Origin of the sequence: Gemmobacter fulvus (assembly GCF_018798885.1) — a bacterium.
In the GTDB taxonomy this organism is placed as follows: domain Bacteria; phylum Pseudomonadota; class Alphaproteobacteria; order Rhodobacterales; family Rhodobacteraceae; genus Gemmobacter; species Gemmobacter fulvus.
Window position 1 is genome coordinate 2127374 of record NZ_CP076361.1, and the last position, 13512, is coordinate 2140885.

Here is a 13512-nt window from a genome sequence, read left to right on the forward strand (position 1 = left end):
CCACCTGTTGCGCCCGGCGACTATGACGGAACGGCGAAGGCCGATCTTGGGGCAGGCGGAACAGCGGCAGGGGTCAGCGGCACAGACCGCCGGCCCGCACCTCGGACGGCGTTGTGCCAAAGGCGGCGCGGAACCGGGCGTTGAACCAGGAAATGTCACCAAAGCCCGCATCCAGAGCGATCTGGCTGATGGAGTGCCCGGCATGGCGCGGATCGGTCAGTTGCCGATGCACCCTCATCAGCCGCCGCCCCGCCACATAGTCGGAAAATGAGGTGCCATCCTGTGCGAAGAGGCTGCGAAGATAGCGGTCGGAAATGCCGTGCCGGGACGAGATCCAACCCGCAGTCAGCTCCGCTTGCGTCAGATGGGCCTCGATATCGGCCTTGATTGCCTTCAGCCGGGCCGCCCTTGCGCCACGCCCCTGTGCGATCTGCGCCGCCTCACGCTCGGCCCCCAGGGCCAGGATCAGCAGATCCTGTAGATGCACGGCGCAGAGTTGCAACTGATCAGGCGGCAGATCCCCCGCTTCGGCATGCAGCGACCGCGCATAGGCGATCAGCAACCGCCATTGCGGCGTGGTCTGGGTGATCTGCCGCAGGGCGGGGTTGAAGCCCGGATCGGCCGCCAGCAGCGCCGCGCGCGGGATGCAAACATACAGCACGTGGCTGCTTTCGGGGGTGAATTGCGCCAACCCCGGCACTTCGCTGGGGTCCAGATAGATCTGGCCGGGCTGGCAGGTGACTTCGGCCCCGCGCTCCTGCCGGATTGTGAACCCGCCCGTCAGCGGCACATGCAGCAGGATATTGTCGCCGGTCTCGGCCGCCAGCAGCGCGGTGCGCCGGGTCTTGCAGGCGGAATGCACCGTGTCGGCGATCACCGCCCCCGGCAGCACGGCAATCGAGGTCGAGGAGGCATAGGCCGTATCGCCCGGTTCAATCACCAGCTTGCAGACGGTGGCGGCCATGCTTTCAAATTCCGCAACGCGGTGGCGTTGGTCGAAATCTGCCGTGCGCAGAATGAAATGGCTCATCGAAAACCCTTCGGGATTTGGTCCAAACCGTATTTCATCGCAGCGCAGTTTGTCGCAGCGCGCAACCTGAATCTCGTGCCCTGTGCAGGGATCCTGCTTTGGTCAGTTTTCGCGCAGATAGGCCCAGGACACATAGCCTTCCAGCCCGCGTGCCTGTTTCAGCGCGACCTTGCACCAGCGCGTGCCACCGGATTGTTCACAGCTATAGACCCGCAAGAGCGTGCCGTTGGGCAGCCCGACAATGACGCGGTAGCCGATGCCCGGCCCGGCGCGCATCTTCAGCATGTCGTCCTCATCGACCCCCGTGACCTCGTAATACCGGCCCGGTCCCGCCGTTGCGGGGGCAGCAGCGCCGAGGGTGCCGACCACAGCTGCGGCCAATACGGCAAAGATGACTTTGCGCATGGATTTCTCCTGATTTTTTCTGCCTCGGCCAGAGTGTAGGCCGGGGCAGCCGGTATCGGCAACCCGAAGCCGCGCCCTAAGGCTGGGGCGCGGTCCAGCCGGGCCGCCCGGAGGTCAGGCCATTGACCTTGTCGACAATGGCGCGGGCATCAATGCCGAAATGCCGGTACAGATCGCCAATCGTGCCGGTCTGCCCAAAATGTTCAACCCCAAGCGGGATCGTCCGGTGCCCTGCCACGGCCCCCAGCCAAGACAGGGTTGCCGGATGGCCATCCAGCAGCGTGACCAGATGGGCGTCGCGCGGAATCTCTGCCAGCAGCCGCTCGATATGCGATGATGCCGCACGGTTGCCGCGCGCCCGGGCGCGCTGTGCCGCCGTCCAGCCGGCATTGAGGCGGTCGGCGGATGTCACCGCCAGAACCCCCACATCGCGCCGCGCCTCGGCCAGAAGGCCCGCCGCGCGTATGGCCTCCGGCGCGACGGCCCCTTGATAGGCGATCACCACCTCGCAATTGGGGCCAGGCGGGCGCAGCCAATAGGCACCGTCGATGGCCCCCTGGCGGAAGGCGTCATCCTGGCGTTTGCCGGGCTGGTCGATCGGGTTGGTGCTGAGCCGCAGATAGACAGAGCCGCCTGTCTCATCGCGCAGCCAGGTGCGTTCGTCCGGGTCGCCTTCGCCCTCGCGTTGCAGATAATCAAATGCCCATTCCAGGATCACCGCCAACTCGTCGGCGAAAGCGGGTTCAAATGCGGCGAGGCCATCCTGCGACATGCCGATCAGCGGCGTGCCGATGGATTGATGCGCCCCGCCCTCTGGTGCCAGCGTCACGCCCGACGGTGTGCCGACGATGATGAATCGCGCATCCTGATAGCAGGCATAGTTGAGCGCATCGAGACCCCGGCAAATGAAGGGATCATAGACGGTGCCCACCGGAATCAGTCGCTTGCCGAACAGCGCATGTGACAGCCCGGCGGCGGCAAGCAGCAGGAACAGGTTCATCTCGGCAATGCCCAGCTCGATATGCTGGCCTTCGGGCGCGAAATCCCATTTGGCGGTGGACGGGATGTTCTGCGCCCGGAATTCATCCTGCCGGGCATGGCGGGCAAAAAGCTTGCGGCGGTTCACCCAGGGCCCGAGGCCGGTGGTGCCCGTCACATCCGGCGAGGTGGTGACGATGCGGTCTGCCAGCGCGCTGCTGCCACGGGCCAGATCGTCCAGTATCTTGCCAAAGGCCTGCTGGGTCGAGATTTCGCGGTCAGCGGTGATCATGACAGGGGGCACGGGCAGGCGGCTGTCGCTGTGGCTGCGCGGGCCTGCGGCAAAGAACGTCACCGACGCCAGAAAGCTGCGGAAGGCACCGGGATCGGCCACCCCGGCCATCGGCTCCCATTCCTGCCCTTCGGCAATGCCCATATGCGCCTGCCAGCTGGCCATCTGCGCCTTGGTCATCAGGCCGCTATGGTTGTCCTTGTGTCCGGCAATCGGCGTGGCCCAGCCTTTGATCGTATAGGCGAGAAAGCAGGTCGGGCGGTCATGGGTGATCGCGGCGAAGGCCTGCGCCATGGTGTCGACGCAGTTGCCGCCAAGGTTTTCCATCAGCGCCGCCAGCTCCGGGTCCGAGCGCGCCTCGATCAGCCGCGTCACATCCCCCTGATCGCCCAGGGCCTCCATCAGCCGCGCGCGCCAGACCGCTCCGCCCTGAAAGGTGAGGGCGGCATAGGTCTCGTTCGGGCAGGCGTCGATCCAGTCACGCAGCTTGTCGCCGCCCGGCTCTGCAAAGGCGGCGCGTTGCAGCGCCCCATATTTCACCCGGACGACCTCCCAGCCGAAGGCGGTAAAGATCTGCTCGATCCGTGACCACAACCCCTCGCGCACGATGCCGTCCAGCGACTGACGGTTGTAATCAATGATCCACCAGACATTGCGCAGATCGTGCTTCCAGCCTTCCTGAAGACATTCATAGATATTGCCCTCATCCAGTTCGGCATCGCCCATCAGGGCAATCATCCGCCCCATGCCCGGCGTTTGCGCCCAGGGTTTTGCGGCGATGTAATCCTGGATCAGCGATGCGAACGAGGTGATGGCGACGCCCAGCCCCACGGAGCCTGTGGAAAAATCCACATCATCCACGTCCTTCGTGCGCGAGGGATAGCTTTGCACCCCGCCGTAGCCCCGGAAATTCTCCAGCTTTTCGCGGGGCAGCGTGCCCATCAGATAGTGCATCGCGTGAAACACCGGCCCGGCATGAGGCTTCACTGCCACCCGGTCCTGCGGGCGCAGCGCCGAGAAATACAGCGCCGTCAGGATCGAGACCATCGAGGCCGAGCTGGCCTGATGCCCGCCAACCTTGATGCCATCCGCCTTGGGGCGGAGGTGGTTGGCGTTGTGGATCATCCAATGCGACAGCCAGAGCAGGCGCTGCTCGACCGTCTTGAGATGGAAGGTTGCGGGCGTGGCGTCCGACATGGCATTCCCCTGTAATCTGATGCGGAAAAAATGCGGGCCGAACTGCGGAAAGTCCGATCTATGATGGCTTGAAGGGCCGAAAGATCGGTAAGTCTGTTCCAGATATGGAGAATATGAGGTGAAACATGCCGGACAAGCCTGCAAAGCTGGATGATGCGAGTCTGCGAATCCTCGATGCGCTTCAACAGAATGCCGAACTCAGCAATGCCGAGTTGGCCGAGGCTGTGCATCTGTCAGCCTCGCCGTGCTGGCGGCGCGTGGCCGAAATGCGTGAGCAGGGCATCATTCGCGGTTCGGTCATCCTTGCCGATCCGGTCAAGCTGGGTCTGTTGGTGAATGTCTTTGTGCATGTGACGCTGGTGCAGCAGGACAAGGCTTCGTTGAAGGCCTTCACCGATGCCATCGAAGGGCGGCCCGAGGTGATGGAATGTTACCTGATGACGGGCGAGGCCGATTTCATGCTGCGCGTCGTGGTGGAGGATCTGCTGCGCTATCAGGAGCTTGTTCTGGACTGCCTGACGCAGATCCCCGGTGTGGCCAATATCCGCTCCAGCTTTGCGCTGGATCAGGTGAAATACACCACGGCCTTGCCCACGGCGCATTTGAAGGGCCGGGGCTGAGCGGCGGCCCAACTGCGGCTTGGCGCAGGCGGCGCGATGCCAGGCCCGGATCAGGCCGGTTTTTGCAGAAAGAACCGGATCATCTGCGCCGTGGCATCGGGGCCTTTGCTGTCGGTATAGGATCCCGCTGCCCGGCCACCCGACCACGCATGCCCGGCGCCTTCAAGCATCCAAAGTTCCAGCAGCACACCACCGTCCGGCCCCGCGAAATCGCGTCGCGCATACCCGCGCCCACGCACCGATCGTTTGCTGATCTTGCCGGGTGTCGCGTCAGGCCCCACCGCCGCCGCGACGATCATCGCCGCGTTGGACGGGTGAACCGTGCTGTCGGCATCGCCCTGAAAGACGATCCGCCGCACCGGGCGCGCCCGGGGGATGACAGGTGGCACTGCCCCCCCCTCAGGCGCGCCGCCCCGCCGCATCGCCGCCACAGCCGAGCGCGCATCCCGCGCCGCCCCGCGCGCAAGGCCGGAATGTATGCCCGCCGCAGAAAAGACATCCGGGTAGACATCGGCCAGAATGGCCGCCATCGCCCCGCCCGCCGACAGCCCGGCCACAAACACGGCATCGCGGCTCAGCCCAAGATCCTTCATCAGCTTGCGGGTCAGCGAGGCCAGAATTGCAGGCTCGCCCGCGCCGCGCCCCTGATTGCCCGGTTTGAACCAGTTCCAGCAGGACACCGGATTGTCGGGGCGGCCTTGGGCCGGATAGGCGATGGCGAGGCCATGTTTCTCGGCCATCGCATTCATATGCGTGCCAAGCGCAAAATCATCCGGCGTCTGGTTGCAGCCATGCAGCATCAGGATCAGGCCCTTGGGCCGTTTCGGCTGGCTGGCGGGCAGATAGAGCTTGTAACTGCGCGACCCTGCGGCGCTGCGATGCACCCGGGCCAGATATTGCGCGCCCTTCGGGATCCGGGGGGCCACCGTCTGTCCCGCCGCTCCGGGCATCAGCGATTGCGCCGCGCGCAACTGTTTCAGCACCACGCCAAGCGAGCGGCCCGCCTTGGGCACTGCGGCTTTGGGCGTTTTGGCAGGCTTTGGCGTCAGCGCGGCCATGGCGGATTTGACCATCAGCCCCGTCATGGTTTTCTGGATGGAACGGCCGGTCTTGCCCAGTTTGGCCGGGCGCATCAGCCGGTTTGCCCGGCGCAGGGCGGCCGCGAAGGAGCGTGTCATGGGCAATATCCTCGCAATGGGGCGTTCGGGCCGATACAGGCAAGGCACGGGCCCATGAGGGGCCCGGTTCACGCAGCCTGCGCTGCTAAAGTGGGGATCAAGACCGGCAGCGCAAGGCAGCGACCTGCAGGAAACCTGTCGGCAATGGGCGGCGGCTCTGGCCCGGCATTGGCTGGACGCATCCGAACCATTGGCTGACGCTATTTGCCAGCGCGGGCGATCACTGGTTCAATTCTACCATAACAAACGGAACAGGAGAGGGCGATGACCCATATTTTCACATTGCGGAACCGGCTGTCTGCGGGGCTTGTCGCGCTTTCGGCGCTGGCGCTCTCCGCCGGGATTGCGTCGGCGGAAACCACCATCCGCATCGGTCACGTGTTGGCAGATACCCACAGCTGGCATGTGGCCGCGCAAGGCTTTGCGGCGGATGTGGCCGAAAAGACCGAAGGCCGCGTGAAGATCGAGATCTTCGCGGGCGGTCAGCTTGGCAATGAAAAGGACATGATCGAGGGCTTGCAATTCGGGGCCGTGCAGGGTGGCGTGATCGGCGGTGGGTCGTTCCAGTCGATCGAACCCAAGATGGGCATCATCGAAATGCCCTATGCCTGGGCCAGCCGCGAACAGGCCTTTGCCGCGCTGGACGGCGATCTGGGCGCGCATCTGGCCGGGCTGCTGGATGGCAAGGGTGTCAAGCTGCTGGCCTGGTGGGAAAACGGCTATCGCAATGTCACCAACAGCAAACGCCCGATCACGACACCCACCGATCTGGCTGGCCTGAAAATCCGCGTCACGCCCGATAAGGTGCGTCTGGCCACCTTCGAGGCGCTTGGTGCGCAGCCCGCACCGCTGGCCTTTGGCGAGCTGTATTCGGCGCTGCAACAAGGCGTGTTCGACGCACAGGAAAACCCGCTGGCGATCATCCATTCCTCCTCGTTCTTCGAGGTGCAGAAATATGTGTCGATGACGAACCACGTCTGGGGCTCTGCCGCGCTGGTCGTCTCGTCGATCACCTGGAACAGCCTGTCACCCGAAGATCAGGCCGTGGTGCAGGCCGCCGCAATGGCCTGGGGCGAAAAGCAGCGCCAGATGGTTGCCGATTCCGACGCCGAAATGGTGGAAAAGCTGAAAGCGGCAGGCATGGCGTTCAACGAGGTCGACCGCGATGCCTTTGTGGCCGCCGTGCAGCCGATCTGGGAATCTGAAGCTGCCACCTTCGGGCCGGAGCTGATGGGCCTGATGGAAAGCGCGCGGAAATGAGCGCGCGCCTGCCAGAGGTGAAGCAGGTTGCATCGGTCTCCCCGGTGCAGCTTTACGACTTCAGCCAGAAAATCCTGTTCTCGCCCAAAGAGCGCGGCGAGGGTTTCATCAAGCTGACGGTCACCACCGGCAAGAAGGGCGCGCGCAGCACGCCGCATGCCCATCCGCGGGATGAAGTGACCCTGACGCTGAAAGGGCAGGCCGTGCTGCGGGCAGGCGGGCAAGAGTTCCACATGACCGAAGGCACCGCCCTGCGCCTGCCGCCTGGCGTGGTGCATGAGGTCGAGGTGCTGTCCGACGAATGGGTGGTGGTGGCCGCCTATTGCGACGAATGTATGCTGTGCCGTGGCCCCGACGGAGGATTGACCGGATGAGCGGCGCACCTGTTTCTGCGGCAGAGCGGCTGGACCGGATCGTGCGCAACATCGGCGCCATCGGCGTGTTGGCCCTTGCCGTCATCGTGGTCTACGTCGTGCTGTCGCGTTATGCGCTGTCGCAGACCCCGCGCTGGTCGGAAGAATTGCCCCGGCTGATCCTCGTCTGGGTCACCTTTTTCGGGGTGATTTCGGCCTTCATCCGCGGCAGCCATTTTCGGGCGGGTTTGACAGACCTGATCCTGTCGCCCGGCCCGCTGCGCCGGGCGGTGTTTGGCCTGGCCGCGCTCAGCGGTGTTGCCTTTCTGATCGTGCTGCTGGTGACGGGGGTGAAGATCACCGGCTTCACCTGGCACCATGAAACCACGGCGATGAGCCTGCCGGGCGGGCTGTTCTATCTGTGCCTGCCGATCAGCGCGGTTCTGTCGTTGCTGGGTCTTGCCCTCGGAGGATGGCGCAAATGAGCCTTGCCCTTTTCATTCTGCTGGCGGTCTTCGTCTTTCTGGTGCTGATCGACGCGCCCATTGCGGTGGCGCTTGGCCTTGCGGCGGCGGTCTATCTGCTGATCGCTGATCTGGCACCGCTGATGATCGTGGCGCAGCGCATGGTGGCGGGCATCGACAGCTTCACGCTGCTGGCCATTCCGCTGTTCCTGCTGGCGGGTACATTGATGGTGCAGGGCGGGCTTGCCCCGCGCATCATCGCATTGTGCGCCGCCATTGTCGGGCGTGGCACCGGCGGTCTGGCCATCGTGATGATCGCCGCCTGCATGTTGTTCGGGTCGCTGTCCGGATCGGGCGTGGCGGATGTGGTGGCCATCGGGTCGATGATGCTGCCCGCGATGAAGGACCGTGGCTATCACCCCGGCTTTTCCTCGGCGGCACTTGGCTGCGCCGGGTCGCTGGGCACGGTGATCCCGCCCTCCATCGTGCTGATCGTCTATGGCACCGCCACCAATACCTCGATCGGGCAGCTGTTCGTCGGGGCGATCATACCGGGGCTGCTGCTGGGCTTTGGCCTGATGGTTGTGGCCTGGTGGATCTCGCGCAAGAATGGCTGGAAGGGGGGCGAGCCCTTCTCGTGGCCGGTGCTGGGCCGGGCCTTCATCGACGCCATTCCGGCGCTGATCGCACCGATGATCATCGTGGGCGGCATCCGCTTTGGCATTTTTACCCCGACCGAAGCGGCGGGGGCGGGGGTCGCCTATGCGCTGCTGACCGGCGCGCTGCTCTATCGCAAGCTGACGCTGCGCGGCATGATGGATCTGCTGCGTGACACCAGCGAGATGACCGGCTCCATCCTGTTCGTCATTGCCACAGCCTCGGTCTTTGGCTGGATTCTGGCGGCGGAACAGGTGCCGCAAATGGCGGTGAACGGCATCCTTGGCCTGACCGACAGCGCGACACTGGCGCTCCTGCTGATCATGGTCGTCGTGCTGGTGCTGGGCACCTTCATGGAATCGCTGGCGATCATCCTGATCCTTGCGCCGGTCTTCATGCCGGTGCTGACGGCCTATGACATCAACCCGGTCTATTTCGGCATCCTGCTGACCATCAATCTTGCCATCGGGGCCAATACGCCCCCCTTGGGCATCGACCTGATGGCCGCCTGCCGCACGGCGGGGATCCCGATGTCGGCCTCGTTCCGTTACCTGCTGCCCTTCATCGGCGTCATGACCCTTGTCATGGTCCTGCTGGTGCTGTTCCCGCAGGTCATCACCACAGTCATCGGCGCGTCCTGACGCGCCGGACATCCTTTAATCCGAGGCTTCCATGACCTTTTCTCCCGAAACACGGGCCGATCTCGGCCGCTTCTGGTCCACCCTTGAACGCTCGGCCGAGATCGGGGTGGGCCGCCCCGGTGGTCTGGCCCGGCTGACCCTGACCGATGACGACCGCCTCATGCGGGACCAGTTCGTGCAGTGGTGCGAGGCCGCAGGCCTGACGGTCGAGGTGGACGAGGTGGGTTCCATCTTCGCGCGCCGCGACGGCACCGACAACAGCCTGCCGCCGATCCTGATCGGCAGCCATCTGGATACCCAGATCAACGGCGGGCGGTTTGACGGTATCGCCGGGGTTCTGGCCGGGCTGGAGCTGGTGCGCTGTCTGAACGATGCGGGCCATGTGACGCGCCGCCCGCTGGTCATCGTGAACTGGACCAACGAAGAGGGTGCGCGGTTTTCGCCGCCCATGGTCGCCTCGGGCGCCTTTGTCGGCAAATATGCGGTGGATTGGGTGCATGACCTGATCGCCGATGATGGCCCACGCTTTGGCGACGAACTGGCGCGGATCGGCTATCACGGCACCCGCCCCTGCAAGGCGGGTGAGATCGACGCCTATTTCGAGCTGCATATCGAACAGGGCCCGATCCTGGATGCCGAAGGGCGGCAGGTCGGGGTGGTGACGGGGGGCTACCCCAGCCATGGCATGCGGGTGCGCTTTGACGGCCAGACCGCCCATACCGGCCCCACCCCGATGGATCTGCGCCACAATGCGCTGATCGCGGGCGCGCGCTGGCTGACGGCGGTGGATGATATCGGCTGGGATTTCGCGGTGGGTGATGGCAAGGCCACCGGCTCGCGCCTGACGGCCTGGCCGAACAAGCCCGGCATCCTGTCGGATACCGCGCAGGCAGTAGCCGATGTGCGCCATCCCGATCCTGTCACCGCACGGGTGATGGGCGAAAAGATGCGTCGCGCCCTGTTCGCCAGCGCCGCCATGGCGGGCTGCACGGCTGAAATCGAGGATGAGTGGTTCTGGGGTGGTGACATCTTTGACCGCGCGCTGGTCGATGGCATCCGTGATCAGGCGATCCGCATGGGGTTTGACTGGCGCGACATCCGTTCGCAGGCCGGTCATGATGCCTATCATCTGGCGATGCACTGCCCGACGGCGATGATCTTTACCCCCTGCAAGGGCGGCATCACCCATAACAACGCCGAAAGCTGCGAGCCTGAGGATTTCCTCGCGGGGCTGAATATCCTGCTCCATGCCGTTGTCACGCGGGCAGACCGCTGATGCAGATGCTGGATCACGCCGCCATTGACGCACGGCTGGACTGGCCTGCGCTGATCGCCGCGCTGCGGGCGGCCTTCGCGGGCAATGCCATCACCGCCCCGCCGCGCCAGACGCTGACCATCGACCTGCCCGACGGGCAGACGGCCTCGCTGCTGCTGATGCCGGCATGGGAGGCGGGCAAGGCCATCGGGGTGAAGGTGGTCACGTTCTTTCCCGGCAATGCCGCACAGGGCAAAGCCACGATCAACGCGGGCTATCTGCTGTTTGATGGCGCAGACGGGCGGATGCAGGCCGTTCTGGACGGCGATTCCCTGACTGCGCGGCGCACGGCGGCGGCCTCGGCACTGGCGGCGGATTATCTGGCGCGGCCGGATGCGCGGGTGCTGTTGGTCGCAGGAACCGGGCAACTGTCCGAAGAGGCGGCGCTGGCCCATTCTGCCGTGCGCCGCTATGACCGCGTGCTGATCTGGGGGCGCACAACCGACAAGGCGCAGCAGATCGTGGCGCGGCTGAAGGCGCAGGGCCTTGCCGCCGAAACCTGCCTTGATCTGGAGGCAGGCGCGCGCGGCGCGGATGTCATCTGCACCGTCACCGCCTCGACCGTGCCGCTGATCCGGGGCGACTGGCTGCGCCCCGGCAGCCATCTGGATCTGATTGGTGCCTTCAAGCCGGACATGCGCGAATGTGACACGCAGGCCATCGTTCAGGCGCAGATCTTCGTCGACAGCCGCGCCGGGGCGCTGCTGGCCGGGGATCTGGCACAGCCTTTGGCCGCAGGCGCGATCACCGACACCGATGTTCTGGCCGATCTGGCCGAGCTGGTGCAGGGCGGCCATCCGGGCCGCCGTGATGCCACGGCGCGTACCGTGTTCAAATCCGCCGGGATGGCGCTGGAAGACCTTGCCGCCGCCATGCTGGCACAGGACGGATCAGCATAGATCCGGATAAAGTTGCAGAAGTTCGTCGAGCAGATCGACGAACTTCTGTTCCGGCACCGTCAATGGGGTGGCGGGGTGGCGCACCATGAAGACATCCGCCCCCAGCGGCTGATCGGTGAAGCGCAGCGGCCAGAGCTGCCCCCGCTCCACCTCATCCGTCACGGCCATCAGCGGCAGGATGCCGATGCCAAGGCCCGACACGATCATCCGGCGCACCTCCTCCAGATTATGGCTCGATCCGCTGATGCGGTTGCCAAGGCCGACGCCGTCGCGCAGCATCACCATCGGCTCCAGCCCCATGCCTTCGGTGGCGCAGGTGAAGGCGACAAAGGGTTCCTGTTGCAGGTCACGGGCGGTCACATCCGTCTGGCCGAACAGCCGGTGTTCGGCCCCGCAGAACACCACGAATTCTTCACGGAACAGCAGCTTGCAATCGAGGTTGATGATCGGCTTCGTCAGCAGGCACAGCCCGATCCCGGTCTTTTCCTGCGTGATGCGGCGCAGAGTTTCCTGGCTGTTCTGCACTTCGATCCGCCAGGTGATCGACGGGTTGCGCTGGTGGTAAAGCCGCAGCGCCTCGTCCACCAGCGGCGAGCAGAGATTGCTGATGATCTGCAAGCGCAGCTCGCCATAATCCTCGTCATTGCGGTCTTCGGTCAGCACCGCGATCCGGTCGACACAGCGGAAAATCTCGGCACATTCCTGATAGATCCGCTCGCCGCGCAGGGTCAGGGCGAAATGGCGGCTGTCGCGGAACACCAGCTGGCAACCAAGCTGTTCTTCCAGCCGCTGCAAGGCGAGGCTGACGGAGGGCTGGCTCATGTTCAGCCGCTTGGCGGCGCGGGTGATGCTTTTTTCCTCTGCGATGGCGCAGAAGCTGCGGAACAGGTTCCAGTTCAGATCATTGAGCAGCGGTTTCACCTGAGGCAAGGGCGGCACCTATCGGTTGGAAGACGGCGGATGTGCTGTTGTAACACAGCTGACGCCCGGTGCATCCATAGCCAGAACCTATCTTTCCGATCAAGGCGGCCCTGCCTTGCCGCTAGGTCGCACCGGCGCATCCGCTTAAGCTTTCTCCAGATGCAGATGCCGAAAGGATGCAGCATGCAGATCGAACGCTTTCATCGCGGCCCCCGGATGAGCCAGATCGTCCGTCATGGCGATACCATCTATCTGGCCGGTCAGGTGGGCGACCCCGAAACCGGGATCAAAGAACAGACAGAACAGGCGCTTGCCGCAGTGGATGCCCTGCTGGCCGAGGTGGGCAGCAGCAAGTCCAAGGCGTTGCAGGTCATCGTCTGGCTGGCCGACATCGCAGATTTTGATGCGATGAACGCGGTCTATGACGGCTGGATCGACCCGGAGGCGCCGCCGGTGCGCGCCTGTGGCGAAAGTCGGCTGACCGCGCCGGGCTACCGCGTGGAATTCATCGTGACCGCCGCCCGTTAGGCTCATCCCACCGCGCGGAAACATTTGCCGCGCTTATGATCCGGCCCACACCCGATCCCGAACCGCCATCGGCGGGCGCTGCGCTGCGCCCCGCCCCTGATCAGGATTTGCCATGTTCCCCGATCTGTCGCTGGTCGAAACCGCCACGCTCGGCCATTTTCTGCAAGACGGGTTCATGGCCCCCACGATCCAGCCGGTGCTGCCGGACCGGCGCATCTTTGGGCCCGCCCTGACCGTGCGCCTGCCCGGATCGGATGGATCGGCGCTGATCGAGGCGCTGTCGGTGGCCGAAGCGGGGCAGATCGTGGTTGTCGACCGCTGCGGCGATTTCCGCCATGCCTGCTGGGGCGCAGTCACCACCCATGCGGCGCTTGCCCGTGGGGTGCTGGGGGCGGTGATCGACGGTTTCATCACCGATCAGGCCGCCGTCACCGCGCTTGGTTTTCCGGTCTGGTGCCGGGGCCGGTCGCCCATCACCACGCGCAACCGCCAGATGGCGGGCGAGGTGGGCGGGCTGGTGTCCTGTGGTGGCACCGCCGTTGCGGCGGGCGACATCATTCTGGCCGATGAAAACGGGGTTGTCGTGCTCGACCCCGCAACGGTGGCCGAACATGCCGCCACCGCCCTGCACCTGCAACATGCCGAAGCCGATCTCATCCGCCGCCTTCAGGCGGGCGAGACCCTTGCCCAGATCGTCGCGCCCGAGAGGCCAGCCAATGGCCCGAAGCGGCGGTTTCCGAACCTGAATCTCAAACTGTCCAAAGGGTAATCACC

The 13512-nt window shown here is 64.8% G+C and carries 14 protein-coding genes; 9 read left to right on the forward strand and 5 right to left on the reverse strand.

Going from position 1 to position 13512, the window contains the following annotated elements; translation table 11 throughout:
• Positions 1–73: 73 nt before the first annotated feature.
• The 3 genes from KM031_RS10290 to KM031_RS10300 all read right to left on the reverse strand — a co-directional run bounded on the left by KM031_RS10290 (position 74) and on the right by KM031_RS10300 (position 3902).
• Positions 74–1030: an AraC family transcriptional regulator gene (locus KM031_RS10290; RefSeq protein ID WP_215504980.1), complete on the reverse strand. Its 957-nt coding sequence runs from the start codon at positions 1028–1030 to the stop codon at positions 74–76.
• Positions 1031–1132: 102 nt separating this feature from the next.
• The gene (locus KM031_RS10295; RefSeq protein WP_215504979.1) at positions 1133–1435 is read right to left on the reverse strand and encodes an SH3 domain-containing protein; all 303 of its coding nucleotides are present in this window, start codon (positions 1433–1435) and stop codon (positions 1133–1135) included.
• A 76-nt stretch (positions 1436–1511) separates the two neighbouring features.
• Positions 1512–3902, reverse strand: a complete 2391-nt coding sequence (locus KM031_RS10300; RefSeq protein WP_215504978.1) for a thiamine pyrophosphate-binding protein — start codon at positions 3900–3902, stop codon at positions 1512–1514.
• A 125-nt stretch (positions 3903–4027) separates the two neighbouring features.
• Here KM031_RS10300 and KM031_RS10305 point away from each other — a divergent pair, with 125 nt between their 5' ends.
• Positions 4028–4522 (forward strand): Lrp/AsnC family transcriptional regulator, encoded by a 495-nt coding sequence (locus KM031_RS10305; protein WP_215504977.1) that lies wholly within the window; start codon positions 4028–4030, stop codon positions 4520–4522.
• Between the two features lie 50 nt (positions 4523–4572).
• Here KM031_RS10305 and KM031_RS10310 read toward each other — a convergent pair whose 3' ends face one another.
• Complete coding sequence (locus tag KM031_RS10310; protein WP_215504976.1) at positions 4573–5700, reverse strand: extracellular catalytic domain type 1 short-chain-length polyhydroxyalkanoate depolymerase; 1128 nt, start codon at positions 5698–5700, stop codon at positions 4573–4575.
• A gap of 264 nt (positions 5701–5964) precedes the next feature.
• On the opposite strand from KM031_RS10310, the gene KM031_RS10315 reads away from it, so the two are divergent.
• Genes KM031_RS10315 through lhpI form a run of 6 tightly spaced genes read left to right on the forward strand, consistent with a single transcriptional unit; the run spans position 5965 to position 11289 of the window.
• The gene (locus tag KM031_RS10315; RefSeq protein WP_215504975.1) at positions 5965–6960 is read left to right on the forward strand and encodes a TRAP transporter substrate-binding protein; all 996 of its coding nucleotides are present in this window, start codon (positions 5965–5967) and stop codon (positions 6958–6960) included.
• The gene (locus tag KM031_RS10320) at positions 6957–7334 is read left to right on the forward strand and encodes a cupin domain-containing protein (protein ID WP_246567015.1); all 378 of its coding nucleotides are present in this window, start codon (positions 6957–6959) and stop codon (positions 7332–7334) included. The genes KM031_RS10315 and KM031_RS10320 overlap by 4 nt, the downstream gene beginning before the upstream one ends.
• A complete protein-coding gene (locus KM031_RS10325; RefSeq protein WP_215504974.1) occupies positions 7331–7798 on the forward strand; it encodes a TRAP transporter small permease in 468 nt (155 codons plus the stop codon). The genes KM031_RS10320 and KM031_RS10325 overlap by 4 nt, the downstream gene beginning before the upstream one ends.
• The gene (locus KM031_RS10330; RefSeq protein ID WP_215504973.1) at positions 7795–9075 is read left to right on the forward strand and encodes a TRAP transporter large permease; all 1281 of its coding nucleotides are present in this window, start codon (positions 7795–7797) and stop codon (positions 9073–9075) included. Before KM031_RS10325 ends, KM031_RS10330 begins: the two co-directional genes overlap by 4 nt.
• Before the next feature lie 31 nt (positions 9076–9106).
• A complete protein-coding gene (locus KM031_RS10335) occupies positions 9107–10351 on the forward strand; it encodes a Zn-dependent hydrolase (RefSeq protein WP_215504972.1) in 1245 nt (414 codons plus the stop codon).
• Positions 10351–11289 carry a bifunctional Delta(1)-pyrroline-2-carboxylate/Delta(1)-piperideine-2-carboxylate reductase gene (gene lhpI / locus KM031_RS10340; protein WP_246567013.1) on the forward strand — a complete coding sequence of 313 codons (939 nt, stop codon included), beginning with the start codon at positions 10351–10353 and terminating at the stop codon, positions 11287–11289. Before KM031_RS10335 ends, lhpI begins: the two co-directional genes overlap by 1 nt.
• Here the strand turns inward: lhpI and KM031_RS10345 are convergent.
• Positions 11281–12228 carry a LysR family transcriptional regulator gene (locus KM031_RS10345; protein ID WP_370878999.1) on the reverse strand — a complete coding sequence of 316 codons (948 nt, stop codon included), beginning with the start codon at positions 12226–12228 and terminating at the stop codon, positions 11281–11283. The two genes, lhpI and KM031_RS10345, sit on opposite strands and share 9 nt — an antisense overlap.
• A gap of 165 nt (positions 12229–12393) precedes the next feature.
• Here KM031_RS10345 and KM031_RS10350 point away from each other — a divergent pair, with 165 nt between their 5' ends.
• Positions 12394–12738: a RidA family protein gene (locus KM031_RS10350; protein WP_215504971.1), complete on the forward strand. Its 345-nt coding sequence runs from the start codon at positions 12394–12396 to the stop codon at positions 12736–12738.
• 112 nt (positions 12739–12850) lie between these two features.
• Entirely contained in the window at positions 12851–13507 is a 657-nt protein-coding gene (locus KM031_RS10355) for an RraA family protein (RefSeq protein WP_215504970.1), read from the forward strand.
• Positions 13508–13512 lie beyond the last annotated feature (5 nt).

Excerpts from the sequence above, each read along its gene's own strand:
- KM031_RS10290 (WP_215504980.1), bottom strand. The coding sequence starts at position 1,030 with ATGAGCCATTTCATTCTGCGCACGGCAGATTTCGACCAACGCCACCGC.
- KM031_RS10295 (WP_215504979.1), bottom strand. The coding sequence starts at position 1,435 with ATGCGCAAAGTCATCTTTGCCGTATTGGCCGCAGCTGTGGTCGGCACC.
- KM031_RS10300 (WP_215504978.1), bottom strand. The coding sequence starts at position 3,902 with ATGTCGGACGCCACGCCCGCAACCTTCCATCTCAAGACGGTCGAGCAG.
- KM031_RS10305 (WP_215504977.1), top strand. The coding sequence starts at position 4,028 with ATGCCGGACAAGCCTGCAAAGCTGGATGATGCGAGTCTGCGAATCCTC.
- KM031_RS10310 (WP_215504976.1), bottom strand. The coding sequence starts at position 5,700 with ATGACACGCTCCTTCGCGGCCGCCCTGCGCCGGGCAAACCGGCTGATG.
- KM031_RS10315 (WP_215504975.1), top strand. The coding sequence starts at position 5,965 with ATGACCCATATTTTCACATTGCGGAACCGGCTGTCTGCGGGGCTTGTC.
- KM031_RS10320 (WP_246567015.1), top strand. The coding sequence starts at position 6,957 with ATGAGCGCGCGCCTGCCAGAGGTGAAGCAGGTTGCATCGGTCTCCCCG.
- KM031_RS10325 (WP_215504974.1), top strand. The coding sequence starts at position 7,331 with ATGAGCGGCGCACCTGTTTCTGCGGCAGAGCGGCTGGACCGGATCGTG.
- KM031_RS10330 (WP_215504973.1), top strand. The coding sequence starts at position 7,795 with ATGAGCCTTGCCCTTTTCATTCTGCTGGCGGTCTTCGTCTTTCTGGTG.
- KM031_RS10335 (WP_215504972.1), top strand. The coding sequence starts at position 9,107 with ATGACCTTTTCTCCCGAAACACGGGCCGATCTCGGCCGCTTCTGGTCC.
- lhpI (WP_246567013.1), top strand. The coding sequence starts at position 10,351 with ATGCAGATGCTGGATCACGCCGCCATTGACGCACGGCTGGACTGGCCT.
- KM031_RS10350 (WP_215504971.1), top strand. The coding sequence starts at position 12,394 with ATGCAGATCGAACGCTTTCATCGCGGCCCCCGGATGAGCCAGATCGTC.
- KM031_RS10355 (WP_215504970.1), top strand. The coding sequence starts at position 12,851 with ATGTTCCCCGATCTGTCGCTGGTCGAAACCGCCACGCTCGGCCATTTT.